The 23,342-nt window shown below is 41.4% G+C and carries 21 protein-coding genes and 1 other RNA gene; all 22 read right to left on the bottom strand.

All coding sequences use genetic code 11. The annotated features are described in order from the left end of the window. Positions 1-45: 45 nt before the first annotated feature. Positions 46-963: a UDP-3-O-acyl-N-acetylglucosamine deacetylase gene (lpxC, locus tag IF202_RS05160; protein ID WP_191593773.1), complete on the bottom strand. Its 918-nt coding sequence runs from the start codon at positions 961-963 to the stop codon at positions 46-48. A 105-nt stretch (positions 964-1,068) separates the two neighbouring features. Beyond that, positions 1,069-2,298 (bottom strand): cell division protein FtsZ, encoded by a 1,230-nt coding sequence (gene ftsZ, locus IF202_RS05155; protein WP_191593772.1) that lies wholly within the window; start codon positions 2,296-2,298, stop codon positions 1,069-1,071. Between the two features lie 39 nt (positions 2,299-2,337). Continuing rightward, positions 2,338-3,609, bottom strand: coding sequence for a cell division protein FtsA (ftsA, locus tag IF202_RS05150; protein WP_191593771.1), 1,272 nt, complete (start codon positions 3,607-3,609; stop codon positions 2,338-2,340). A 76-nt stretch (positions 3,610-3,685) separates the two neighbouring features. Next, positions 3,686-4,360: a cell division protein FtsQ/DivIB gene (locus IF202_RS05145; protein ID WP_235963270.1), complete on the bottom strand. Its 675-nt coding sequence runs from the start codon at positions 4,358-4,360 to the stop codon at positions 3,686-3,688. 9 nt (positions 4,361-4,369) lie between these two features. After that, a complete protein-coding gene (locus IF202_RS05140; protein WP_191593769.1) occupies positions 4,370-5,323 on the bottom strand; it encodes a D-alanine--D-alanine ligase in 954 nt (317 codons plus the stop codon). A gap of 1 nt (position 5,324) precedes the next feature. Continuing rightward, positions 5,325-6,746, bottom strand: a complete 1,422-nt coding sequence (murC, locus tag IF202_RS05135) for a UDP-N-acetylmuramate--L-alanine ligase (protein WP_191593768.1) — start codon at positions 6,744-6,746, stop codon at positions 5,325-5,327. Next, positions 6,743-7,816 (bottom strand): undecaprenyldiphospho-muramoylpentapeptide beta-N-acetylglucosaminyltransferase, encoded by a 1,074-nt coding sequence (gene murG, locus IF202_RS05130; RefSeq protein ID WP_191593767.1) that lies wholly within the window; start codon positions 7,814-7,816, stop codon positions 6,743-6,745. The genes murC and murG overlap by 4 nt, the downstream gene beginning before the upstream one ends. Beyond that, entirely contained in the window at positions 7,813-9,006 is a 1,194-nt protein-coding gene (gene ftsW, locus IF202_RS05125; protein ID WP_191593766.1) for a putative lipid II flippase FtsW, read from the bottom strand. Before ftsW ends, murG begins: the two co-directional genes overlap by 4 nt. After that, complete coding sequence (murD, locus tag IF202_RS05120; protein ID WP_191593765.1) at positions 9,003-10,352, bottom strand: UDP-N-acetylmuramoyl-L-alanine--D-glutamate ligase; 1,350 nt, start codon at positions 10,350-10,352, stop codon at positions 9,003-9,005. Before murD ends, ftsW begins: the two co-directional genes overlap by 4 nt. A 9-nt stretch (positions 10,353-10,361) precedes the next feature. Then, positions 10,362-11,444, bottom strand: coding sequence for a phospho-N-acetylmuramoyl-pentapeptide-transferase (gene mraY, locus IF202_RS05115; protein WP_191593764.1), 1,083 nt, complete (start codon positions 11,442-11,444; stop codon positions 10,362-10,364). An 18-nt stretch (positions 11,445-11,462) separates the two neighbouring features. Next, the gene (locus tag IF202_RS05110; protein WP_191593763.1) at positions 11,463-12,806 is read right to left on the bottom strand and encodes a UDP-N-acetylmuramoyl-tripeptide--D-alanyl-D-alanine ligase; all 1,344 of its coding nucleotides are present in this window, start codon (positions 12,804-12,806) and stop codon (positions 11,463-11,465) included. Continuing rightward, the gene (locus IF202_RS05105) at positions 12,796-14,280 is read right to left on the bottom strand and encodes a UDP-N-acetylmuramoyl-L-alanyl-D-glutamate--2,6-diaminopimelate ligase (protein WP_191593762.1); all 1,485 of its coding nucleotides are present in this window, start codon (positions 14,278-14,280) and stop codon (positions 12,796-12,798) included. Before IF202_RS05105 ends, IF202_RS05110 begins: the two co-directional genes overlap by 11 nt. After that, positions 14,281-16,044, bottom strand: coding sequence for a peptidoglycan D,D-transpeptidase FtsI family protein (locus IF202_RS05100; protein ID WP_191593761.1), 1,764 nt, complete (start codon positions 16,042-16,044; stop codon positions 14,281-14,283). It lies immediately after the preceding gene. Continuing rightward, positions 16,041-16,319: a cell division protein FtsL gene (gene ftsL / locus IF202_RS05095; RefSeq protein WP_191593760.1), complete on the bottom strand. Its 279-nt coding sequence runs from the start codon at positions 16,317-16,319 to the stop codon at positions 16,041-16,043. The genes IF202_RS05100 and ftsL overlap by 4 nt, the downstream gene beginning before the upstream one ends. Beyond that, positions 16,312-17,250: a 16S rRNA (cytosine(1402)-N(4))-methyltransferase RsmH gene (rsmH, locus tag IF202_RS05090; protein ID WP_191593759.1), complete on the bottom strand. Its 939-nt coding sequence runs from the start codon at positions 17,248-17,250 to the stop codon at positions 16,312-16,314. Before rsmH ends, ftsL begins: the two co-directional genes overlap by 8 nt. Beyond that, positions 17,247-17,702, bottom strand: a complete 456-nt coding sequence (mraZ, locus tag IF202_RS05085) for a division/cell wall cluster transcriptional repressor MraZ (RefSeq protein ID WP_191593847.1) — start codon at positions 17,700-17,702, stop codon at positions 17,247-17,249. The genes rsmH and mraZ overlap by 4 nt, the downstream gene beginning before the upstream one ends. 262 nt (positions 17,703-17,964) lie before the next feature. Next, an RNA gene (gene rnpB, locus IF202_RS05080) (RNase P RNA component class A) lies at positions 17,965-18,313 on the bottom strand. Between the two features lie 76 nt (positions 18,314-18,389). Beyond that, entirely contained in the window at positions 18,390-19,697 is a 1,308-nt protein-coding gene (locus IF202_RS05075; protein WP_191593758.1) for a HAMP domain-containing sensor histidine kinase, read from the bottom strand. A 6-nt stretch (positions 19,698-19,703) separates the two neighbouring features. Continuing rightward, positions 19,704-20,402, bottom strand: a complete 699-nt coding sequence (locus IF202_RS05070; protein WP_191593757.1) for a response regulator transcription factor — start codon at positions 20,400-20,402, stop codon at positions 19,704-19,706. Between the two features lie 210 nt (positions 20,403-20,612). Next, positions 20,613-21,911, bottom strand: coding sequence for an adenylosuccinate synthase (locus IF202_RS05065; protein WP_191593846.1), 1,299 nt, complete (start codon positions 21,909-21,911; stop codon positions 20,613-20,615). 38 nt (positions 21,912-21,949) lie between these two features. Then, positions 21,950-23,125: an ATP phosphoribosyltransferase regulatory subunit gene (locus tag IF202_RS05060; RefSeq protein ID WP_191593756.1), complete on the bottom strand. Its 1,176-nt coding sequence runs from the start codon at positions 23,123-23,125 to the stop codon at positions 21,950-21,952. A gap of 12 nt (positions 23,126-23,137) precedes the next feature. After that, on the bottom strand, positions 23,138-23,335 hold the full coding sequence (locus IF202_RS05055; protein WP_191593755.1) for a DUF2065 domain-containing protein: 198 nt from the start codon (positions 23,333-23,335) through the stop codon (positions 23,138-23,140). Between the last annotated feature and the right edge of the window lie 7 nt (positions 23,336-23,342).

Below are 23,342 nucleotides of genomic sequence, written 5' to 3'. Positions count from 1 at the left end.
CATAATGTCTGGTTTTAAAAAAAACGCTCAAGATTTAATCACTTACTAAGCACCAGCAAAAGCAGGCTCTACATAAGTAACAGGTGTAGTTTGAGCTTCATCTTCAAAAGTAACATATTCCCAAGCGTCTTGATTTTCAAGTAACGCCAATACCAATTGATTATTTAAAGAATGACCCGATTTATAGGCTTTATATTCGCCAATCAAACTATGACCTAGAAGATATAAATCACCAATCGCATCTAAAACTTTGTGGCGCACTAGCTCATCTCTGTAACGTAAACCTTCATCATTCAACACTCGATAATCGTCAAGTACGATGGCATTATCCATGTTCGCACCACGAGCCAGATTATTATTTTTGAAGTACTCAAGGTCCTTCATAAACCCAAATGTTCTTGCACGACTAATCTCTTTTACAAATGTTGTTGTAGAAAAGTTAAATGACGTACTTTGAACATCTTCACCAATGGCTGGATGTTGAAAATCGATAGTAAACGATAAGCGGAAGCAAGAATGTGGCTCAAGAGAAGCAAATTTATCACCGTCATCGACACGAATTGCTTTCTTAACTCGAATGAACTTTTTAGGCGCGTTTTGTGCTTCCAACCCAGCAGACTGAAGAAGAAAAACAAAAGGACTCGCACTTCCGTCCATAAGAGGGATCTCACTAGCGCTAACCTCTACATAGGCATTATCAACACCTAAGCCAGCCATAGCAGATAGCAAATGCTCTACAGTACTGACCCTAACATCATCCTGACATAAAGCCGTAGCAAAGTTCGTTGATCCGACAGCTTTTGCATTGCCATGAATTTCGACAACAGGATTTAAATCTGTACGAACGAATACAATACCAGTATTCACAGGCGCAGGTTTAAGCGTCAAATATACTTTTTCACCAGAGTGTAAACCCACTCCAGTCGCTCGAATAATGTTCTTTAGTGTGTGTTGGCGTATCATGATATTCCTACAATTTTATGACTTGATACTCTCTATCAAAAACAGTACCAATAATACTTTTTTTATACAATCCAACACCCTAATGTTGCATAGTTCTTGCGCAAACTAATCAGCTTGACGACGCAAAAATGCTGGAATGTCCAAATACGATAATTTATCGCCACTTGATGCAGAAGCTGAATCAACAGAATCGCCCTTCTCATCTAAGCTTTTCTCTACCACTTCAACCTTCGCAGTTTGCGAAGATTTCGACTGAGGTTGCGCCTCTATTACATGAGTCTCACGACTTTCGATAACAGGCTCTACCTTTGTCATAACTGGCTGAGAGACAACAGACTCACCAACAGCAGATTTCATTTCCACAGCTGAGCGACCCTCTAAACCAGTAGCAACCACCGTAACACGCATTTCATCACCAACATTGGGATCAATTGCACAACCAATTACGACGGTAGCATCTTCCGATGCATATTCTTCAATAATGCCACCAACCTCAGTGAATTCAGACAAACCAACTTCTTCGTTTGCTGTAATGTTCACCAGTACGCCACGCGCACCTCTGAGATTAATGTCCTCTAGCAATGGATTATGTATCGCAGCTTCAGCCGCGACTCTTGCTCTATCATCACCAGACGCAGACCCTGTACCCATCATCGCCATTCCCATTTCAGACATAACCGTCCTTACATCTGCGAAGTCAACGTTGATCAAACCTGGGCGCATAATAAGGTCAGTAATACCCTGTACAGCATTAAATAAAACGTTATTCGCTTCACCAAATGCCTTTAATAATGAAATATTTTTTCCTAATACAGGCAAAAGACGCTCATTTGGCACTGTAATTAATGAATCGACATTTTCACGTAATTCTTTAACACCTTCTTCAGCAACTCTTGCTCGACGACGACCTTCAAAAGGAAAAGGTTTAGTAACAACTGCCACCGTCAATATACCTAATTCACGAGCCACTTTAGCAATAACAGGTGCTGCACCAGTTCCTGTACCACCACCCATTCCCGCTGTAATAAACACCATGTCAGCACCAGTTAAAAGATGCGTGATCTTTTCCTGGTCCTCTAAAGCTGAATCACGTCCAACTTCAGGGTTTGCACCAGCACCCAAACCTTTTGTAATGGTCGAGCCTAATTGCAATGAAATTCCTGTATCAAATCCAATCAGCGCTTTGGAATCTGTATTTGCGCAAATAAATTCAACACCTTCCAATCGGTTTTGAAGCATGTGTCGAACAGCATTACCGCCGCCACCACCAACTCCAATCACTTTAATAACGGCATTATCGGACAAATTATCTTCAGCTAAATCAAAGACGTTCATGGGCTTATCGCTCCTCAATAAATTCAATATCTATTCTGACTAGATATAACTCTGAAACCAGTGTTTTAATTTTTGCCAAGCCTTCGCTGCACTGAAGGATGACCCGATTTCTTTAGGTGCCAGAACTGACGTTTCACGTTTAATTTGCGTCTTAGACATCGCCCGTTTCGAGATTTCTGTTACTTCAGCCTCTTTACTACCATAAGCCAATAATCCAACACTTGTTGAATATATAGGGTTATCGACAATGTCAGACATTCCTTTAGTACAATCTGGTATAGATAATCGAATTGGCATCTGAAATATCTTCTCAGCCAAATCTGCAGCACCCTCCATAAGCGACGTACCACCAGTAATTACAATGCCTGCAGGGATTCGCTCCGCGTATCCACTGCGTCTTAATTCATCTAAAATTAAATTGTAAATTTCTTCATATCTTGCCTCAACAACCTCAGTTAAGGCATGACGAGTAATAGATCTTGGCTGACGATCGCCAACACTAGGAACTTGTAAAACCTGATCAGCGGATGCCATTGAAGACATTGCACATGCATATTTAACTTTAATTTCTTCAGCATGCTGAGTAGGTGTACGTAATGCCATTGAAATATCATTTGTCACCTGATCACCCGCAACTGGTACAACAGCAGTATGATGCAGCGCACCATCAATCCAAACCGCTATATCCGAAGTACCAGCTCCAATATCGACCAGACAAACACCTAAATCTTTTTCATCTTCACTCAACGAAGACTCACTAGAAGCAAGCTGTGACAAAATCACACCATCAACACCGAGCCCACACCGTTTAATACATTTTTCGACATTCATCACGGCATTAACAGCACCAGAAATCAAATGAACATTCGCCTCTAGTCGAACACCAGACATACCAAGAGGATCTTTAATCCCTTCTTGAGAGTCTATATGGTATTCCTGTGGTAATATGTGAAGTACTCGCTGATCTGAAGATATAGGTACTGCTTGTGCTGCGTCGATAACCCGATCAATATCTTCTTTTTGAACTTCACCATCTTTAATAGCAACAATGCCATGAGAATTTAAACTGCGAATATGACTTCCTGCCACACTCACATAGACAGAATGGATATTACAACCTGCCATCAACTCAGCTTCCTCAACTGCTCGCTGAATAGACTGCACCGTTGATTCAATATTTATAACAACACCGCGTTTCATGCCTTTTGAGCTATGAGAGCCAATACCTACAATTTCCAAACTACCGTCAGCCAGCACTTCGCCAACCAAACAGATAACTTTTGATGTTCCCACATCCAAACCGACTATCATTTCACCATCCCGGTATTGCGTTTTGCATAATAATTCTCATTTAGTTACTTAAATAAAAGCAACAAACAGGCCAACATTATTTATTTTTTTCCCAACCTACCGCAACCCCATGAGGGTAGCGCGCGTCAACTGATGTAATTTTTTCTATTCTACCCGATAAATCGCTTTTATACACCGCTATAAAGCGTTGTAATCTATCTAAAATCTCCTCTCGACCCAACTTAACCCTAACACCATTCGTAAAGATGATACTCCATGCCCCTCTTGCTTCTAAAGTAAGTGTATTGATGCGCAAAGAAGACGATGCCAACACTTGGCTAATTAGACCGAATTGTTCAAGCACAACATCACTAGAGTCATAAGGCCCATAAAGTCTAGGAAGCGGCAATTTAGGTACACTTTTAGGCTCAATAACAACCGCCGAAGTGGAAACTAGCTGCCTATCTCCCCAGTATGCTAGAGGTGTATGCTCATGAACAAGCACCTGCAATGTATTTGGCCAAACTTTACGAACTTCTGCACTTTCAACCCATTCAGACGACTCTACAATAGTTAATATGTCAGCAACCGAAACACTAAAAAGGTTTAAACCAAGTAATGTAGAATAATCCAACTCCAATTCATCTTTTGTTACGTATTTAAGATCCCCCTTAATCTCGATATTTTTAATAACAAGCCAGCGATCAAACGAATCATTTCCTTGAAAAGTAGCGACTAAGACTAATAGAATCGCTCCGATTAGCGCAGCCATCCTCATAAATTACCTACGCCCTACTTTTAACCAAGCATTCTGAGCGATTTTCTCGACTAATGAAGCATAATCAATACCGACATAATTGGCCGCCATAGGCACCAAACTATGAGATGTCATGCCTGGTGCAGTATTCACCTCTAACACCCAAAAAACACCTAACTGATCACGCATAACATCAACTCTCCCCCAGCCTGAGCACCCTAGAGAGCGATAAGCATCAAGGGCTAACATTTGAAGTTCATTTTCATCATCTTCATTTAGGCCGCACGGCAACAAATACTCAGTATCATCTGCAATATATTTCGCTTCATAATCATAAAGCGCATGATCTGGAGAAGCTTTTAAACCAATTGCAGGGTAGGCAACATCATCAATAATCGTAACTGTAAATTCTGGGCCATCTATAAACTCCTCCACCAATATATCGGAGTCATATTCCAACGCTTTTAAAAGGGCAGCATCAAGCTCAGCTCGATTAGTTGCTTTATTAATACCTATTGTCGAACCCTCTCTAGAAGGCTTTACAATCATGGGATAAGACATGGCCTCTTCAATAACAGCTGAATTTACTTGATCAACAAAAGACAAATAAGCAGGTGTAGGTATTCCAACGCCATGCCAAAAGCGCTTGGTTAGAACTTTATCCATTGCCAAACCACAAGCTAATGGTGAGCTGCCCGTGTAAGGCTTACCTAGCATCTCCAGTAGCGCCTGCACTCGGCCATCTTCACCTTCTCCACCATGGAGCGCAATAAAGGCAAAATCAAATTCAATAGATTGTAATTGAGTTACTGGATTTAAATTTTTCTGCGGCCCGTATAAGTCGATTTCAACAACTTGATAGCCGTTCGCACGCAAGCCACCTATAACCAAAGGCCCACTCAACAATGAAACATCGCGTTCAGCAGAACGACCGCCATAAATGACAGCTATTACAGATTCTTTTAACGTATTCGACACATTAAACCCCACTCACTGATAGGTTCTTAGACACAGTACCAATATCACCCGCCCCTTGAGTAATAAACAAATCACCTTCACGCAATACATTACTCAAGATAGACCGCAAGTCAGTCTCACTGCCCACATGAATAGGGTCAACATTGCCGCGCTGGCGAATACTGCCGCACAAAGAGCGACTATCAGCACCATTAATCGGAGTTTCACCTGCTGCATAAACGTCTAATAAAAGTAATACATCAACTTGTGACAACACTCGTACAAAATCTTCATACAAATCACGCGTTCGTGTATAGCGATGCGGCTGATACACCATCACTAAACGTTTTTCAGGCCAACCAGCCCTAATTGCCTTGATAGTTGCAAGAACCTCACTTGGATGATGACCATAGTCATCAACAAACATCACATCAGAACCATTTGGAAGGGTTAAAGGTTTCTGCTCTTGGAAGCGACGCCCTACGCCCTCAAAGCCCATCAAGCCAACTTGAATCGCGGTCGAATCGACACCTAAATCCGTTGCTACCGCAATAGTAGAAAGTGCATTCAGGACATTATGAATCCCTGGCATAGGAAGACGAATTTTCAATGGCTTTCCTTCAGGTCGATGAGCTAAAAACTCACAAAAACGGCCGGTTTGAACAATATCCGTTGCGTAAAAATCAGCCTCTTGCTCAATACCGTAAGTCAACACCGGACGACTTAAAGAAGGCAATATCTCTCGAATATTTTCATCATCAACACACAACACAGCCAAACCATAAAACGGCAGATTATGTATGAATTCAATAAAGGTATGCTTTACCTTTTCAAAATCACCACCATAAGTGTCCATATGATCTTCATCAATATTTGTCACAATCACGGTTTGAGGTTGCAGGTGAAGGAACGATGCATCACTCTCATCCGCTTCTGCAACAAGATACGAACTACTACCTAATTGAGCGTTAGCTCCAGCACTCGTTAGACGACCACCAATTACAAATGTTGGCGCCTCACCTGTTGCAGCTAAAACAGAAGCCATCAAACTTGTCGTTGTCGTTTTTCCGTGTGTACCAGCAACCGCAATACCATGTCGGTAACGCATTAATTCAGCTAGCATTTCAGCCCTACGGACGATAGGTATACGATGCTCTTTCCCCCAAATTATTTCTGGGTTTTTTTCATTGATAGCAGTAGAAACGACAATAACATGCGCGTCGTAAACGTTTTCTTCCAAATGCCCAAGATAAACTTTAATCCCCAGACCTTCCAAACGCTCTGTAACAGAAGAACCATTGAGGTCAGATCCAGAAACCTTATACCCTTGATTATGAAGCACTTCAGCAATGCCACACATACCAACTCCACCAATACCAATGAAATGAATATTTTGTATACGGCGCATAGTAGGAATGTCGTACTGAACTTTGTTATCAATCATAATTTCATTAACCTTAAACAGTGTGCAACGACATCTCTCGTCGCATCTGGGTGAGCCACTGCTTTTGCCTGAGCTCCCATTTTTAATAATGTGTCTTCATTTTCTACAAACATTGAAAGTAAAGACAGGATTTTTTCACACGTAAGCTGTGATTGAGGCAGTAAATAGGCGCCGCCAACCTTTTCTAAATAACGTGCATTTTCAGTCTGATGATTATCTATTGCATAGGGATAAGGCACTAAAATAGAAGGTAATCCAGCAATAGCTAATTCACTCACTGTCATAGCGCCAGCACGACATAAAACAATATCAGCCCAATAATAGGCTTGATCCATATTATCTAAATATGCGTCAACACGAGCTTCAACCTGAGCGTCTTTATAAAGATTCGACACATCACCAAAGTTTTTCACACCCGTTTGATGCCAAACATCTAAACGCTGTGAAAAGGACCAATTTCTTAACACTTGAGGTATGACATCATTAATCGCCTTCGCCCCCAAGCTGCCACCAACAACAAGTAAACGCAAAGGTCGAGCAGAACCGTCTCTTGAGGCACGAACCTGTTGCTTTAAAATATCACCTCGAATTGGATTACCGACCGTAATCCCTTTCGGTAAAGCACTGTCAAAAGCTTGCAGCTTTAAACTAGCAATTTTTGCCAGTAATCTATTGGTTGTTCCAGCGACCGCATTTTGCTCGTGAATAACCAAGGGAATACCTAAGATTCGAGCCGCCACACCGCCTGGTCCGGCAACAAATCCTCCCATCCCCAATACGACATCTGGTTTTGTTTTTTGTAAAACTGCAATAGCTTGGCCTATTGCATGTAAGATCCTAAAAGGTGCAGCCAATAATCCAACAACACCTTTTCCTCTTACGCCTTTAATTGATAAAGAGTGCATAGTAATGTCATTCTCTGGCACCAATTTTTCTTCCATGCCGCCTTTTGAACCCAACCACTCAACTGCAATATTTTTTTCTTTAAAACTTTGAGCACAAGCCAGCGCCGGGTAAATATGCCCACCCGTTCCGCCAGCCATAACAATGACTTTTTTAACATCGCTCATTTCACACTCTCTTTTATTTCGTCCACATCACCAGTGCCCAGATCTTTTTCAGCCCGACGATTTTCAATATCAACACGAGCAACAACAAATAAACTTCCAAGAGTGATAATTAAACTACTACCACCATAACTAATAAGAGGCAGCGTTAAACCTTTAGTTGGCAAGAAACCTGTATTCACACCAATATTAATAATTACCTGAGCCAAAATAAGAATCGAGAAACCAAAACACATATAAGCAGCAAAAGGACGAGATAGAAGCATTGCTTTATGTCCAATCTTAAAAGCACGAGCTAGCATTACAGCGAACAGAAAAATCAAAAGCAGGCCACCAAACATGCCAGCCTCTTCAACCCAAATAGAAAACACAAAATCTGTATGAGCTTCAGGTAAATAAGACAACTTCTGAACACTGTTCCCTAGCCCCAAACCAAACCATTCACCACGACCATAAGCGATTAACGCCTGACTCAACTGGTAACCTTCATTAAAAGGATCAGCCCAAGGGTTTGTGAAGTTCATTAATCTCTTTAATCGATAACTCTCTGAAATAGCAACAACCCCCATCATAGCGACTGCAGCCATCATTAAGAGCAGAAACTGATATAACGGTGCGCCACCTAAAAAAAGCAACACCATTACAGTACCAAGCAATACAACTGACGCACCAAAATCAGGTTCAAACAATAAGAAAAGTAGAAAAATGCTACAGAGAAAGAGCGGGAGTACAAAACCCGCCCAACCCTCTCGCACTCGATCAGCACGACGCACCAAATAACCCGACACATAAACGACCATGCATACTTTAGCCACTTCGGAAGCCTGTAGGTTAAATACAACTAAATTAATCCACCGACGGCTGCCATTCACACTCTTTCCAATACCGGGCAAAAGAACCAAAATCAATAGCACAAGGGAAAAAAGCATCATCAAAATGCCCCATTTTTGCAACTGTTTAGTTGGTAAAGAAAGCAACACCCAACCAAAAAACGCACCCAAAATAAGGTAGAAACCTTGTCGAATCATGAAGAAGTAAGGATGACCATGAATGCTTTCTGAAATAGAGATCGATGCACTAGACACCATCACAATCCCTAATGCTAAAATAGAAACAACTGCAGCAATAAATATTGAATCCACTCTAGAGAACTCACGAAAGGAGACTGGGTCAAACATTTTCATCCATATCATAAGGCAGATACCAAACTAACAAAGTGCTCTCCACGAAGTTCATAATTCTTGTACATGTCTAAGCTTGCACAAGCAGGTGAAAACAAAACAATGTCTCCTTCTTTCACTTCATTGGCCGCGCTCATCACGATTTGATCCAATGTGTCAAAACGCTTAATTTCAGTATCACCCGATAGCGTTTCAGCAATACGATCAGCATCCTTACCAAATAAATAAACAATGCGCACAAAATTTGAGACAGGCTTAATCAGATCGCTAAAATCAGCCCCTTTACCTTCACCGCCAGCAATAAGCAGTATATTTTTATTGGATACTGAGCCTAAACCTTGCAAAGCAGCTAATGTAGCCCCTACATTTGTACCTTTCGAGTCATTAATAAAAGCTGCACCACGATAATTTCGAACCGTTTCACAACGGTGGGACAAGCCACAAAAATCACTTAAAACCTTACCAACACCGTCAGAAAGAATATCAATACCAAGCAGCTCCAGTATCGCCAAAGAGGCCAAAACATTGGCATAATTATGTGAACCCTTTAAGGCTATCTGAGATGTATGGTAGAGACGCTCAACACCACGGCAGAGCCATGCTCCATCACCATCTGCAAGCATACCAAATTCTTTTAAATCAGGACTTTTGGTGGTAAAGGATCGAACAGGAACCCCTTCTGCTAAGAGAGGCGCCGTTAATATATCCTGCTTGTTACAGACCGCAGCCTTACAGCCTCGATAAACCTTTTGCTTTACACGCTGATACTCATAGAAGCTATCATATCGATCCATGTGATCTTCGGAAACATTCAAAAGGCACGCTAAATCAGCCTGCAACGCATTCGTTGTTTCAAGCTGAAAACTAGATAATTCAAGTATGTAAAAATCAGTATTAGGAGAAAGGAGTTCTAGAGCAGCTGGACCTAAGTTACCACCCGCTTTTGCATTTTTTCCGCAAGCTTGAAGCAACAAAGCGACCAGTGTTGTCACAGTACTTTTCGCATTAGAGCCAGTAATAGCAACAAATGGAGCATCAACATAATCACAAAACAAGTCAATATCGCCACGCATACTTACGCCACGTTCAGCCAAGCGAGCCAATACAGGAGTACGCAAAGCTACACCAGGACTAACGTATAGTTCAGTCACGCCAAGCGTTTCAAGTATCGACAAATCACCAGTGAATATTTTATCACTAGGGCAAAGCAATTTTGCCTGGTCTAGACCTGGTGGATTATCACGTGAATCCACCACAAAAAAGTCTAACCCTTTGCTCGCTAAAAAACGTACGCAAGATAAACCTGTCGCACCCAAGCCTACAACGGCTCTTACCCGATCTGACCCGATCAACGACATGTAAAACCCCTAACGTACTTTTAAAGTAGCAAAACCAACCAATACAAGACAAACCGTGATAATCCAAAAACGCACAATAACTTTAGGCTCAGCCCAGCCTTTCAGTTCAAAGTGATGGTGAATGGGAGCCATTCTAAAAATTCGTCGCTTTGTTAGCTTATAAGAAGCAACCTGCAAAATAACAGACACTGTCTCCATTACGAAAACACCACCCATAATAAACAACACCAACTCTTGACGAACAATAACAGCAATGACACCCAATGCAGCCCCTAGAGCTAACGATCCAACATCACCCATAAATATTTGAGCAGGGTAAGTGTTAAACCATAAGAACCCCAAACCAGCGCCAGCCAAAGCAGCACAAAACACCAACAATTCGCCAGACCCTTCAACATAAGGAATAAGCAAATAATCTGCGAAGCGAATATTACCAGTTAAGTAGGCAAATACACCCAATGCACCACCAACTAAAACTGTTGGTAAAATGGCTAAACCATCTAAACCATCTGTTAAATTTACTGCGTTACTCGTACCAACGATGACAAAGTAAGTAAGCACAACAAAAAACGCACCCAACGGAATAGCAACATCTTTAAATAAAGGGACAATTAACGTGGTTTCAGCTGGAGTACTTGCCGTATAATAAAGATACAATGCAGCGGCCAAACCAAACACGCTTTGCCACAAATATTTCCATTTCCCCGGAAGTCCACGAGAATTTTTCTGTACTACTTTTCGGTAGTCATCAACCCAGCCAACCAGACCAAACGATAGCATCACCAATAAAACCACCCAAACGTACTTATTACTTAGATCGCCCCATAACAATGTACTAATAGAAATTGAAAAAATAATCAAAGCTCCGCCCATTGTTGGCGTGCCCGCTTTCGATAAATGTGATTGAGGGCCATCATCTCGAACGGACTGACCTATTTGCAAACGCTGTAATAAAGTAATTACTTTGTTACCTATCAAAAGCGATATAGCCAATGCGGTAAGAACACCTAAAATCGCGCGGAGAGACAAATAGTCAAATACAGTAAAAAACGTGTAATACTTACTTAAATAAGCCGTTAGCAGAAGTAACATCGGTAAGGAATATCCTAATTATTTTAATGCTTCAATAACATTTTCCATTTTAGCTGAACGAGAACCCTTAACTAAAATGGCGTGTGTTTTTCCAAGCGTGCGAACCAATGCCGCCGCCTCCTCATGTGTATCACAAAACATAGCATCGCCGCCCCTATCTCTAAAAGCAGCACCAGCCAAACCAGCCACAGAACCCACACATACTAGATGAGAAATGCCCTTTCGTTTAGCATATATTCCTAGTCCTTTGTGAATACTGTCCCGCTGCTCACCCAACTCGCCTAGAGCACCTAGAATCAACCATGTTTCTTCAACCGATTGCATTGTAAGAACATCAATTGCAGCCTCAACCGACGTTGGGCTCGCATTGTAACAATCATTAATTAAGAGAGCTCCATTTTTTGTTACAAGACGCTCTAATCGTCCTGAAACAAGAACTGGAATTGCTAACTTTTGCACTGCCGCTTGAAACTCCACACCAACAGAAAGCATAGCCAAAACAACTGCCATACTATTAGCCACTTGATGTTTTCCTGCTCCAGATACCAAAACAGGTAATATTTCACCTTTATAACTGAACATAGCGGAACTTGATTTAGCACCCAACACCAAATCAAACGCATAAAGATCTGCTCTTTCATGAAAGCCAAAAGAAAGAACTCTTCTTACGCCTACCAAGGAGCACCAATAATGATAAAAGCCATCATCTGCATTTAAAATAATTGTCGCATCAGGTTTTGCGCCTGAAATAAGGCAGCCTTTTTCTAGAGCAATCCCTTCAAGGCTTCCAAAGCCTTCAAAGTGACTACCACTGGCATTCGTCAATACAACAACATCAGGAAAAGCAATATCAGCTAAACACTCAATCTCTCCTGGAATACTAGTTCCAGCTTCGATGACTGCAATATCATGACAACGCTCTAATTCAAGTAACGTTTGCGGAACACCGATCTTATTATTTAAATTAGCGCGTGTTTTTAACACATTTCTTTCCGGAAATGATTGGGCGAGCCAATCCTTTACAGTTGTTTTACCATTACTGCCTGTAATACAAACAACAGGACCTTTAAATGAGTCACGAATCAGGCGAGCAATACAACCATAAGCTAGCCTTGTATCTGCAACCCTAACATAAGATGGCACATCAACACTTCGCTCTGACACAACACCAATAGCACCCTCTTCAACGGCCTTTACTGCATAATCATGACCATCAAAACGCTCGCCTTTTAACGCAACGAACACACACCCAGAGGTTATTTTTCGAGTATCAGTCACAACCACACGAACATCCTGGTTAATACCAATCAACTCGCCGCCACAAGCTTGCGCAATATCTAAAAGAGTAAGATCAATTAACATATGACTCCAACGCCTTTAAAGCTTCCTCTTTATCATCAAAATGATATTTAATACCTTGAATATCCTGATACTTCTCATGCCCCTTGCCTGCAATCAAAATAACATCACCTTTACCTGCAGAAGATATGGCTTCACGTATTGCAACTCGACGATCAGGCTCAAAATGAAATAGCCCATCATCGTTTGGCACACCTAATAAAATATCAGAAAAAATCTGGTTAATAGATTCGGTGCGAGGATTATCAGATGTTAACCACACAAAATCAGAATTGCCTAAGGCAGCACTCATCATTAGAGAACGCTTACCTCTATCTCTATCACCACCGCAACCAAACACACAAATAAGTTTTCCCGTTGTATGCTCTTTCAATGCCTGTAAAGCAACAGTCAAAGCATCAGCCGTATGTGCGAAATCAACAACCACAAGAGGTGAATTAGGCTTATCGATTTTATCCATTCGACCTGGAGCGCCTTTTAATACAGAAAGCCCATCAATAAGTTGGCGCTTATCATTTACGACCCCCCAAAGACTAGCCAAAGCCGCCAATGCATTTTGAACATTAAACCGCCCCAATAAAGGCAAAAAAATCTTTTCTTCTCCATCTGGATGACACAAAACAAAATGACAACCAACTGAATCCAAAAATAACTCTTTAACGTAAAAACCTGCGGTTGGGTTTTGCGTGCTATAAAAACAACAATTAGAATTTGATGCAGCCGTCGCCATAAATGAAGCATAAGCATCATCTAAACAAAACACAGAACGTTCAACAGATGGAAAAGTAAATAAACGCTGCTTTGCTAACGCATAGGATTGCATATCTCCGTGATAATCAAGATGATCACGAGATAGGTTTGAAAAAACAGCAGTTTGAAAAGGAACACCTTCAATACGCCCTTGATCCAAAGCATGTGAAGAAGCTTCAAAAGCAACAAAATCAATTCCTTTTTCAGCCATGCCCATCAATAAAAGGTGTAGCGAAAGAATATCAGGTGTTGTTTGCGTTGCCTCAGATAAGTTATCTAAAGGCCCAATGCCGAAAGTGCCAACCAACCCACTACTTAAACCAACCGACTGAGCTAGTTGAGCCATATAATAACAAATTGAAGATTTACCATTGGTTCCTGTCACAGCAACCATATGTTGAGGCATACGACCGAAAAAACTATTAAGAGTAGCAACTAAGAGTTTCGCTGGATCAACAACAAAGATAAGCTCTAGCGTATCGTGATGTAAATTAAGGCCTGCTGGAACAACAGCAAGCCTACAACCTAATGAAGCAACTTTATCTAAATAATCCCAGCCATTAGAAGTAACACCCGGTAACGCGAAAAATACACTTTGTGCATCAACTTTACGACTGTCAATTTCTAAATGAGTATAATCAACACAGGCATCAACATCAGAATGCGGACCACCCCGAATGGAATCGCCCGCTAACTCTAGTAATTGCCCACAAGTAAACTGTGGCATTTAGGGACCTTGTACCACTTGGTAAGGCACTTTCTTTTGGTCCAAGCGCACTTCCCTAAGCCCTTCAGGTAAATCTGGATAAATATTAAGTGTTGTTAATGCCCCCTCCATGACTCGTGAAAAAACGGGAGCAGCAACTTCGCCACCGTAATACTCACGGCCTTTCGGATCATTAATCATAACGACCATTGCTAACCTAGGATTAGATGCTGGAGCCATACCGGCAAATAAAGCCACATATTGATCGTACTCGTAGCCTTTCGACCCTACTTTATGAACAGTACCCGTCTTACCTGCCACGCGATAGCCAGGAATTTGTGCAGCCTTACCCGATCCACGCTGCACAACAGCTTCCATCATTTTCACAACATCTTTAGCAACTTCACGCGGAATAACTTGTTTACCATCCGCTGGAACGTCTTGTTTAAAAATAGTAACAGGGACACGATAACCACCATTAGCCAAAGTCATATAAGCTTGAGCCAATTGCAATGTCGATACAGACAAACCATAACCATAAGACAAGGTTGCAATCTCTGATGGATGCCACTTTGGATGAGATGGTAAAACACCTGAAGCTTCACCCGGAAAACCAATACCTACAGAAGAGCCAATTCCGAGTTCGTAATCCATATTCCAGATGGCATCTTGAGGTAAAGACAAGGCTATCTTTGATGCTCCCACGTTACTGGACTTAATCAATAATTTTTCAAAATCAATAACACCGTAATTTGCAGCATCTCGTATTGTGAAACGCCCAAAACGCAAATAACCAGGAGACGTATTGATTTGTGTTTCTGTCGTATATTGACCAGACATTAATGCCGCAGAAATAGTGAATGGCTTCATCGTAGAACCAGGCTCAAATAAATCAATAACAGCGCGGTTACGTAATTCTTCATATTCGAGCTTAGAACGATCATTTGGGTTATATGACGGTTGATTCACCATCGCTAACACTTCACCTGTTTTGACATCTAAAATAACCGCAGATGCTGACGTTGCCCGATGCTCAGTGACAGCCGCTTTAAGCTCTCTATAGGCCAGATACTGCAATCTTAAATCAATACTTAACTCAATATTTTCACCTGGATGCTCTGTTTCATCGACACCAACACCTCGAATAATATTCCCTCTTAAATCCTTAACATAGCTACGACGACCTGGTTCACCCTCTAGCGCTTTATCATAAGCTAACTCAACACCCTCTTGCCCCTTATCATCGATATTAGTGAAGCCAACAACATGTGACGCCACCTCACCAGCAGGATAAAATCGTTTGTATTCTTTGGTCTTACTTACACCAACAATTTTGGCACCCATTATAACATCCGCTTCACTTGGTGCTATTTGGCGACGCAGGTACATAAAGGATCGTGCTTTATTTGCTTCAAATTTCTCTTGTAACCACGCACGACCTACCCCCATAACACCTGCAAGACGCTCTATTTCTTGCTCTGGCCCAGTATTAGAGGATGGATCATTTGGCATTTTCCACAAAGTTTTAGGATTGGCGACTATCGTCCATGTAGGCGTACTCACAGCCAAAGGCTCTCCACGGCGATCTAAAATCATACCGCGAGTAGCAGGAATTGACTCAGTTCTAACAGCACGAATTTCACCTTGATTTTTTAAGAATGCATTATCAACCGCTGTTAAATAAAAGAGCCGCCCAGCTGCAACAAAAAATAGCACTAAAGCAATGCCGTAAACGAATCTAAAGCGCCATTTCCCTGGGGTGTGAACTCTATTTTCAATATTCATGGTTTCACTATTACCAATTCATCCTGTGATGGTGCGTGCATATTTAAATCTTTAATTGCCGCTTGCTCTAAACGACTAGGTTGAGTAAGAGCACTCTCTTCAAGCAATAACTGCCCCCACCTAACCTCATAATCGACCTCATCTTTCTTCATAGTCTGAAGATAAGAAAAGTTTTTTCTGAAATCATAAACCTGGATAACAACGGCAATTGACACCGCAGCCAATACCGAAACACCGAGAATAAAGATCAGCAGCGAGAATCGCGACCTAATCACTTACTCGCTCCAGCACTCGCATAACAGCGCTACGGGATCGCACATTCTCACTAACTTCTGATTGAGATGGCTTAATGGCCTTCCCTATCGATTTGAATTTAATATTGAGATGATCATTACGAATAGGAAGGTGTCGTGGCAACTCAGGCCCTTTAGATTTTAATTTCATGAAACGCTTTACAATTCGATCCTCAAGCGAGTGAAAACTAATAACAACTAACCGCCCACCGACCTTCAAAGAACTTACAGCAGCTTCTAAACCTGTTTCCAAATCACCTAATTCATTGTTGATATAAATTCGGATGCCCTGGAAAGCTCGTGTTGCTGGATTCTTTCCTTTTTCCCAAGCTGGATTAGCCTCAGCAACAACTTTAGAAAGCTGAAGCGTTGTCAAAATAGGCGTATGAGCACGATACTCACAAATAGCTTTTGCTATACGGCGAGAGAAACGCTCCTCACCAAATTGGTACATAACATCAGCTAATTCTTTTTCTTTTACTTTTGCGATCCAATCAGCAGCACTAATGCCTTCATCAGGGTTCATTCGCATATCAAGCGGGCCATCATTCATAAAGCTAAAGCCGCGTTCAGCATCATCAATTTGCGGTGAAGACACCCCTAAATCCATCATTACACCATCGACTCTATCAACACCGAACACGTTAGGAATTTGCTCCGCCATATTGGCAAAACTATCCTGAACGATCGAGAATCGGCTATCTTCTTGTTCTAGCAATTTGCCATGATGAATCGCAACAGGGTCTTTGTCGAAGCCAAGTAAACGACCACCCTCCAATCGATTTAAAACCAAACGAGTATGCCCGCCACGACCAAACGTACCATCAACATAAAGGCCGTTTTCATCAGTTACCAGCATATCGACGGACTCATTAAGCATGACGCTTATGTGTTCTGCCATCGTCTTTGTCATAAAGAAATATCCATCATGGTTTCAATTTGTAAATCCTCAAGTGCATCTTGAGATAAGTAATCTTCTCGCTGTGTTTCCCACTCTTCCTGACTCCAAATTTCTAATTTTTTGCCTTGCCCAAGAATAGTGAGTTTTTTATCTAAGTGAGCAAACTCTCGCAGAGGTGCCGGCAACAAAATCCGTCCAGCTTTATCTACTTCTAAATCCGTTGCGTGTCCAACCAAAAGACGCTGAAGTCGACGGGCCTGTGGCTGAAAGGTGGGTAACTTATCTAACTTCTGCTGAATTAACTCCCACTCAGACAAGGGATAAAGCAGTAAACATCGAGAAACGGGATCTATGGTAACCACCACGCCCTCATCGTCATATTGAGCGAGTTCATCACGCAAGCGTGCAGGAAGCGACATACGCCCCTTTACATCCACACTAACTTGATGAATCCCTCTAAACACAGCCATATCCCACTTATCGACACTTTATCCCACAATCTAACACTTATTGATCAAAATTGTAAAAAAAAATTGAATAAAAGTGTAAAAAGAAAACAACAGGCATAAAAAAACCGCTATTTGATATAGCGGTTAATTAAAATTTAAAAACAAAAATAGGAATTACAAACAAAGAGAAGCACTACAGAAAAATTCAATATAGGAATAAAAAGACATACTATTTAAAATATAAATAGCAGAGTGAAAAAGAGAAAAGGGAGTAAAAATCGCAAGTTGGCCGATAAGCCGGGTTCTGTCGTGAACAGTCATTCATCTAATACGTACATCACTGCACGTCTTTAGCAACCTACCCGAACTCAGCGCGGGTCACGCCAAAGAGTTCCTATTTGGTCTTGCTTCAAGTGGGGTTTACCTTGCCACGAACTGTTACCAGTCGCGCGGTGCGCTCTTACCGCACCATTTCAACCTTACCGGTAGTAAACTACTTAGGCGGTTTATTTTCTGCTGCACTTTCCGTAGGCTCACGCCCCCCAGGCGTTACCTGGCACTTTACCCTGCGAAGCCCGGACTTTCCTCCCCTCAATAAATTGAGCGGCGACTGCCTAGCCAACTTGCGAGGGGCATATTACTTATGTCTAGAAATAATAACAAGCGCTTTCTCAAAAGGCAGGTAGATTAAAAATCAAAACCTCACACTAATGGTAACTGAAAGCAAACCTCTAACCCTCCGACCTCACGATTACAAGCAGTGATTGAGCCTTTATGCGCACGAATAATACGCTGAGAAATAGTAAGACCAACACCAAACCCCCCACTATTGGCACCTCGCGCTTCGGAAGATCGATAAAAGGCATGAAATATTTTTTCCAACTTATCATCTGACACACCAGGACCGTTATCTCTCACGTAAATAAAAGCAGAACCAGACCTTTCTTCTGTCTCCACTTCAATAACCCCACCACTACCAGAATAAAAGCAGGCATTACGCAATACATTCTCTATAGCATGACGTAATTGCAGAGGATCACCCAATATGATTTTTGGAATACAGCCTATTTTAGTCACTCTAATTCCCTTTAACTGACTCTCAAAACTCACATCGTCGACAATTTCAGTAAGCCACTCCTGTAGATCCATTTTTTCTTTAACTAAAGAAGCCTCTTCCAACCGACTTAATGTGAGAACTTGTCCAATTAACTCGTCCAGCTCATGCAACTCTGTACGAATACGATGAAGGTAGCCTTTTTGAGCTTCAATCGCATATTTATCCTCTGCGATCGTTAGCGCGACCTCGATCCTTGCCAATGGTGTCCTTAGTTCATGGGACACATCTCGCATTAAACGCTCTTTTGAAGAAAGTAAATTTTCAATCCTGACAGCCATCTCATTAAATTCACGAGCCAACTTACCAACAGCATCACTTCTTCTAGCCAGTTTATTCTCTACCCGAGCAGACATATCCCCCTGACCGAAAGAGCGAGCTGCACGCTGTAACTTCAACAACGGCCCCAATAACCAATAAGCCAAAACACCACTAGATACGAGCAAACCTAATAAAGAAAATCCAACAACAGCCTGCGGCGCAAGAGAATCAATCTTAGGATCGGGCTTAAATATCAATAAGTACTGGACATTACTTTCACCAATTACCTGAATAAATTGACTATGTAAAAAATCTGCTGCAGGACGACTCGCCATGCTCGGTGAGTTTTCCTCTCTAAAATTCCGAGGTAACGACTTAAGAAGAGGTCGTCCATTTTCTTGATAAAGGTAAATAGTACCCGCTAGTTTTTTCTCAGCCTTTTCTGTTTCTGTTTCTAGAGAGGTAATTCCAAATTTTTCATACCCCGCCACTAACTGAACACCTATATCACCCAATAAATCAGCTGATACCTGGTTACGTTTCTGGATAAAATGAACCATACCCAAACCAATACTCACAACTATAATATTGGAGAGCAAAACCACCAGAAATACGCGCAGAAAAGTATTCTTCATAAAACGTTAAGCACCTTGCTCATCAGATACAAAAATATAACCTACACCTCGGACAGTTTTAATACGAGGATCACCTTTTTCCAAATTACCAATTTTCTTACGCAGGTTACTTATATGCATATCCAAACTACGATCATACATAGTTAATTTACGACCTAGCGCTTTTTCAGATAACTCCTGCTTAGTCAAAACTTGACCCGGAGCCATTAACATACATTCTAACAAGGTATATTCAGAAGTCGTTAACTCAATTAACTCACCGTCCAAATAAACCGTACGATCTTTACGTCGTAATAAAACGCCGGAAAGCTCTATATCTGCGGTTGGATCTCCTTCACGCTCCTGACTTGCTCTACGCAAAATAGCTTTGATACGAGCCAGTAGCTCTCTCGGATTAAAAGGCTTAGATAAATAATCATCAGCACCCATTTCTAACCCAAGAATACGGTCAATATCATCCCCTTTTGCTGTTAACATAATAACAGGTACAGCACTTTTATTACGAATTTGCTTTAATGTTTCAAAGCCATCCAACTCTGGCATCATCACATCAAGAATAACAATGTCAGGCATATCCGCAGCCATTAACTCCAATGCCTCACGACCATTCCAAGCATGCGTTACGTCATAGCCCTCGCCAGTAAAGTATTCTTTTATTAAATCCGATAAACGAGCATCATCATCAGCAAGCAATAACTTAACCATCACCATTTCCTCTCATTTTTCCATTATTTAACAGGTAATTACATCACCTTAAATTCAATTGTAAATATTACCTTAGCGCTAGATAAACTAATCCCCCTCTTTTCACTCTATTTACAAAGAATACTAATATGGTGAACTTAATGGCAAAAAAAACAAAAAAAAGCCGCATAAAAGCGGCTTTTTAAAAAATAATAATCGAATAAATGCAACTTACTGCTTAAAAGGATCTCGAATAACAATTGTTTCGTTGCGGTCAGGACCTGTAGAAATAATATCTACCGGTATACCAACCTGCTCTTCCAAGAAACGAATATAGTCTTGAGCATTTTTAGGTAAGGCTTCGAAGTTTGCAGCACCAACAGTTGATTCAGTCCAACCAGGCAACTCGACATAAACAGGCTTAGCTTGTTCATAACCTTCACTATCAACCAAAGAGCCAGCAACAGCGACACCATTAACATCTACATAAGATACGCAAACCTTAATAACGGAAGAGCCATCAAGCACGTCTAATTTTGTTAAGCACATACCAGACACTGAACTAATTTGAACCGCGTGACGCAATGCAACAGCATCAAACCAACCACAACGACGAGAGCGACCAGTAGTCGCACCAAATTCATGGCCTCGCTCGCCTAAACGATCACCGTCTTCATCAAAAAGCTCTGTTGGAAAAGGGCCTGAGCCAACACGCGTCGTATAAGCCTTAGTAATACCCAACACATAATCCAAATACAAAGGGCCAAAACCTGTTCCAGCCGGTGCGCCACCTGCTGTTGTATTTGAAGACGTTACATATGGATAAGTACCATGATCGACGTCTAACAAAGAGCCTTGAGCACCTTCAAACATGATATTTTTACCCGCTTTACGCAGGTCATGTAATAAAGTAATAGTATCTGCAACCATAGGACGCAGAAACTCAGCCATTTTCAAGCCTTCCGCATAAACCTCATCAAAGGAAATAGGATCGACTTTGTGATACTGAGTTAATACAAAATTATAGTACTCAAGTACTTCTTTTAATTTGGTAGCAAAACGCTCGGAATCCAATAAATCTCCAACACGAATGGCACGACGAGCAACTTTATCTTCATACGCAGGCCCAATACCACGGCCTGTTGTACCAATTTTCTTCTCACCTTTAGCAAGCTCACGAGCCTGATCAATTGCGATGTGATAAGGAAGAATCAAAGGACATGCAGCACTGATTTTTAAACGATCTACCGCTGGAACACCTTGCTCTAGAAGCTCAAGCACCTCTTTTTTCAAAGCGGCAGGAGACAAAACAACACCATTACCAATGATACATTGAACACCTTCACGCAAAATACCAGAAGGTATTAGGTGCAAAACAGTCTTTTTACCATCAATAACTAAAGTATGACCAGCATTGTGACCACCCTGAAAACGTACTACGGCAGCAACATCTTCAGTTAGTAGATCAACAACCTTGCCTTTACCTTCATCACCCCATTGAGTGCCTAGAATAACAACATTTTTACCCATAATTTCAGGTCTCATTTAGATAGTTCTTAAAGAAAAGTTTAGTTTTGAGTTGGCATCAACTGCCAAGCTTCATCAACAAAATCCAATTTAAAATCAGCACACCCAGAATACAGGTCATCTAAAACCTCTACCACTCGATATCCTTCAGAGCGCAAATCATTCACTTTTTTCCAAAGCGCATCACTTGAACAAATTGGTGATATAACTGTTTTAGGTTTACTTACTACAACATCAGCTAAAGCAACCAAAGCTTTAACGTCAGTGCTAAAACCAGTGGCAGGCCTAGAACGACCAAACACTTCACCAATATTATTATAACGACCACCGCGTGCAATTGCGTTACCATGACCGGGAACATAAGCCGCAAAAACAACGCCGGTATGATAGCTATAAGAAACCAAATCACTCAGATCAAAATGCAGCCCAACGCTAGGAAAGCGCTGACAAACCACATCACTCAATTTTTTCAACAACACAATCGCATCATTGATAGATGAGTTAACTTCGCCAAATAATTCAGCCGCCTGCCCCAACACTTCCTTACCACCACACAAACGAGGTAAACCAACTAGCCACTGCTTGTGAGCATCAGACAAAGACAAACTATCAACATATCGATCAAGCTCAGGTAGATCTTTTGTTTTATATAATTCGATTAATTTACTTTCTTGCTCATTACTAAGATCGCAAGTCGTCAATACACCGCTAACGACATCAACATGTCCAAGATCAAGAACAAGATTAGAAATACCTGCTGAAGATAACGTCTGCAACATCAATGACAAGACTTCAATGTCACTTTCAACGCCACCATGACCATAAATTTCTGCACCTAACTGAATAGGGCTACGCGTACCATCCAAGCCAGATGGCATCGTTCTTAAAACACTACCGCAATAACTCAAACGCTCAACGCCGTCATTTTTGAGGCAATGCGCATCAATACGAGCAACCTGGGAGGTGAAATCTGCACGAATACCTAAAAGTCGACCAGATAATTGGTCAATTACTTTAAAGGTTTCAATTTCTAGGTCTGAACCAGCACCTGTAAGAAGGGAATCCAAATACTCTAAAAGAGGAGGTATTACTAAGTGGTATCCCCAACTTTCATGGAGATTAAGCAGAGTTCTTCTAAGGTGTTCAATTTTTGCGGCCTGTTCAGGTAACGCTTCATCAACACCTTCAGGAAGTAACCAGCGATCTGCTAATGTCATTAATTTTTCCTCTTAGCTTCGTGTCAGCAAAAGAAGGACTAATCCAAGAAACATACTAACCGCCCCAATAATACGTAAATTAAAGTCAGAGCTTGCGATGGCTTTTTCCATAATCCTTCTCCATATATTTGGAGTCAAAAAAGGCAAAACACCCTCGACGATCAATAAAAGGCTGACGCCAACCAACAGCGACTGCAACAGTTCTTGCATAGATTCT

It is taken from the genome of Marinomonas colpomeniae, assembly GCF_014803385.1.
Taxonomy (GTDB): Bacteria; Pseudomonadota; Gammaproteobacteria; order Pseudomonadales; family Marinomonadaceae; genus Marinomonas; species Marinomonas colpomeniae.
Note: the sequence above shows the minus strand (reverse complement) of the source record. Positions and strands in the feature narration are given on the sequence as shown.

Excerpts from the sequence above, each read along its gene's own strand:
- IF202_RS05070 (WP_191593757.1), bottom strand. The coding sequence starts at position 20,402 with ATGGTTAAGTTATTGCTTGCTGATGATGATGCTCGTTTATCGGATTTA.
- rsmH (WP_191593759.1), bottom strand. The coding sequence starts at position 17,250 with ATGACAAAGACGATGGCAGAACACATAAGCGTCATGCTTAATGAGTCC.
- ftsW (WP_191593766.1), bottom strand. The coding sequence starts at position 9,006 with ATGATATGGATGAAAATGTTTGACCCAGTCTCCTTTCGTGAGTTCTCT.
- IF202_RS05055 (WP_191593755.1), bottom strand. The coding sequence starts at position 23,335 with ATGCAAGAACTGTTGCAGTCGCTGTTGGTTGGCGTCAGCCTTTTATTG.
- ftsA (WP_191593771.1), bottom strand. The coding sequence starts at position 3,609 with ATGATAGTCGGTTTGGATGTGGGAACATCAAAAGTTATCTGTTTGGTT.
- ftsZ (WP_191593772.1), bottom strand. The coding sequence starts at position 2,298 with ATGAACGTCTTTGATTTAGCTGAAGATAATTTGTCCGATAATGCCGTT.
- IF202_RS05075 (WP_191593758.1), bottom strand. The coding sequence starts at position 19,697 with ATGAAGAATACTTTTCTGCGCGTATTTCTGGTGGTTTTGCTCTCCAAT.
- murG (WP_191593767.1), bottom strand. The coding sequence starts at position 7,816 with ATGAGCGATGTTAAAAAAGTCATTGTTATGGCTGGCGGAACGGGTGGG.
- lpxC (WP_191593773.1), bottom strand. The coding sequence starts at position 963 with ATGATACGCCAACACACACTAAAGAACATTATTCGAGCGACTGGAGTG.
- IF202_RS05060 (WP_191593756.1), bottom strand. The coding sequence starts at position 23,125 with ATGACATTAGCAGATCGCTGGTTACTTCCTGAAGGTGTTGATGAAGCG.
- IF202_RS05145 (WP_235963270.1), bottom strand. The coding sequence starts at position 4,360 with ATGGCTGCGCTAATCGGAGCGATTCTATTAGTCTTAGTCGCTACTTTT.
- IF202_RS05065 (WP_191593846.1), bottom strand. The coding sequence starts at position 21,911 with ATGGGTAAAAATGTTGTTATTCTAGGCACTCAATGGGGTGATGAAGGT.
- IF202_RS05105 (WP_191593762.1), bottom strand. The coding sequence starts at position 14,280 with ATGCCACAGTTTACTTGTGGGCAATTACTAGAGTTAGCGGGCGATTCC.
- murC (WP_191593768.1), bottom strand. The coding sequence starts at position 6,746 with ATGATTGATAACAAAGTTCAGTACGACATTCCTACTATGCGCCGTATA.
- murD (WP_191593765.1), bottom strand. The coding sequence starts at position 10,352 with ATGTCGTTGATCGGGTCAGATCGGGTAAGAGCCGTTGTAGGCTTGGGT.
- IF202_RS05110 (WP_191593763.1), bottom strand. The coding sequence starts at position 12,806 with ATGTTAATTGATCTTACTCTTTTAGATATTGCGCAAGCTTGTGGCGGC.
- IF202_RS05100 (WP_191593761.1), bottom strand. The coding sequence starts at position 16,044 with ATGAATATTGAAAATAGAGTTCACACCCCAGGGAAATGGCGCTTTAGA.
- mraY (WP_191593764.1), bottom strand. The coding sequence starts at position 11,444 with ATGTTACTTCTGCTAACGGCTTATTTAAGTAAGTATTACACGTTTTTT.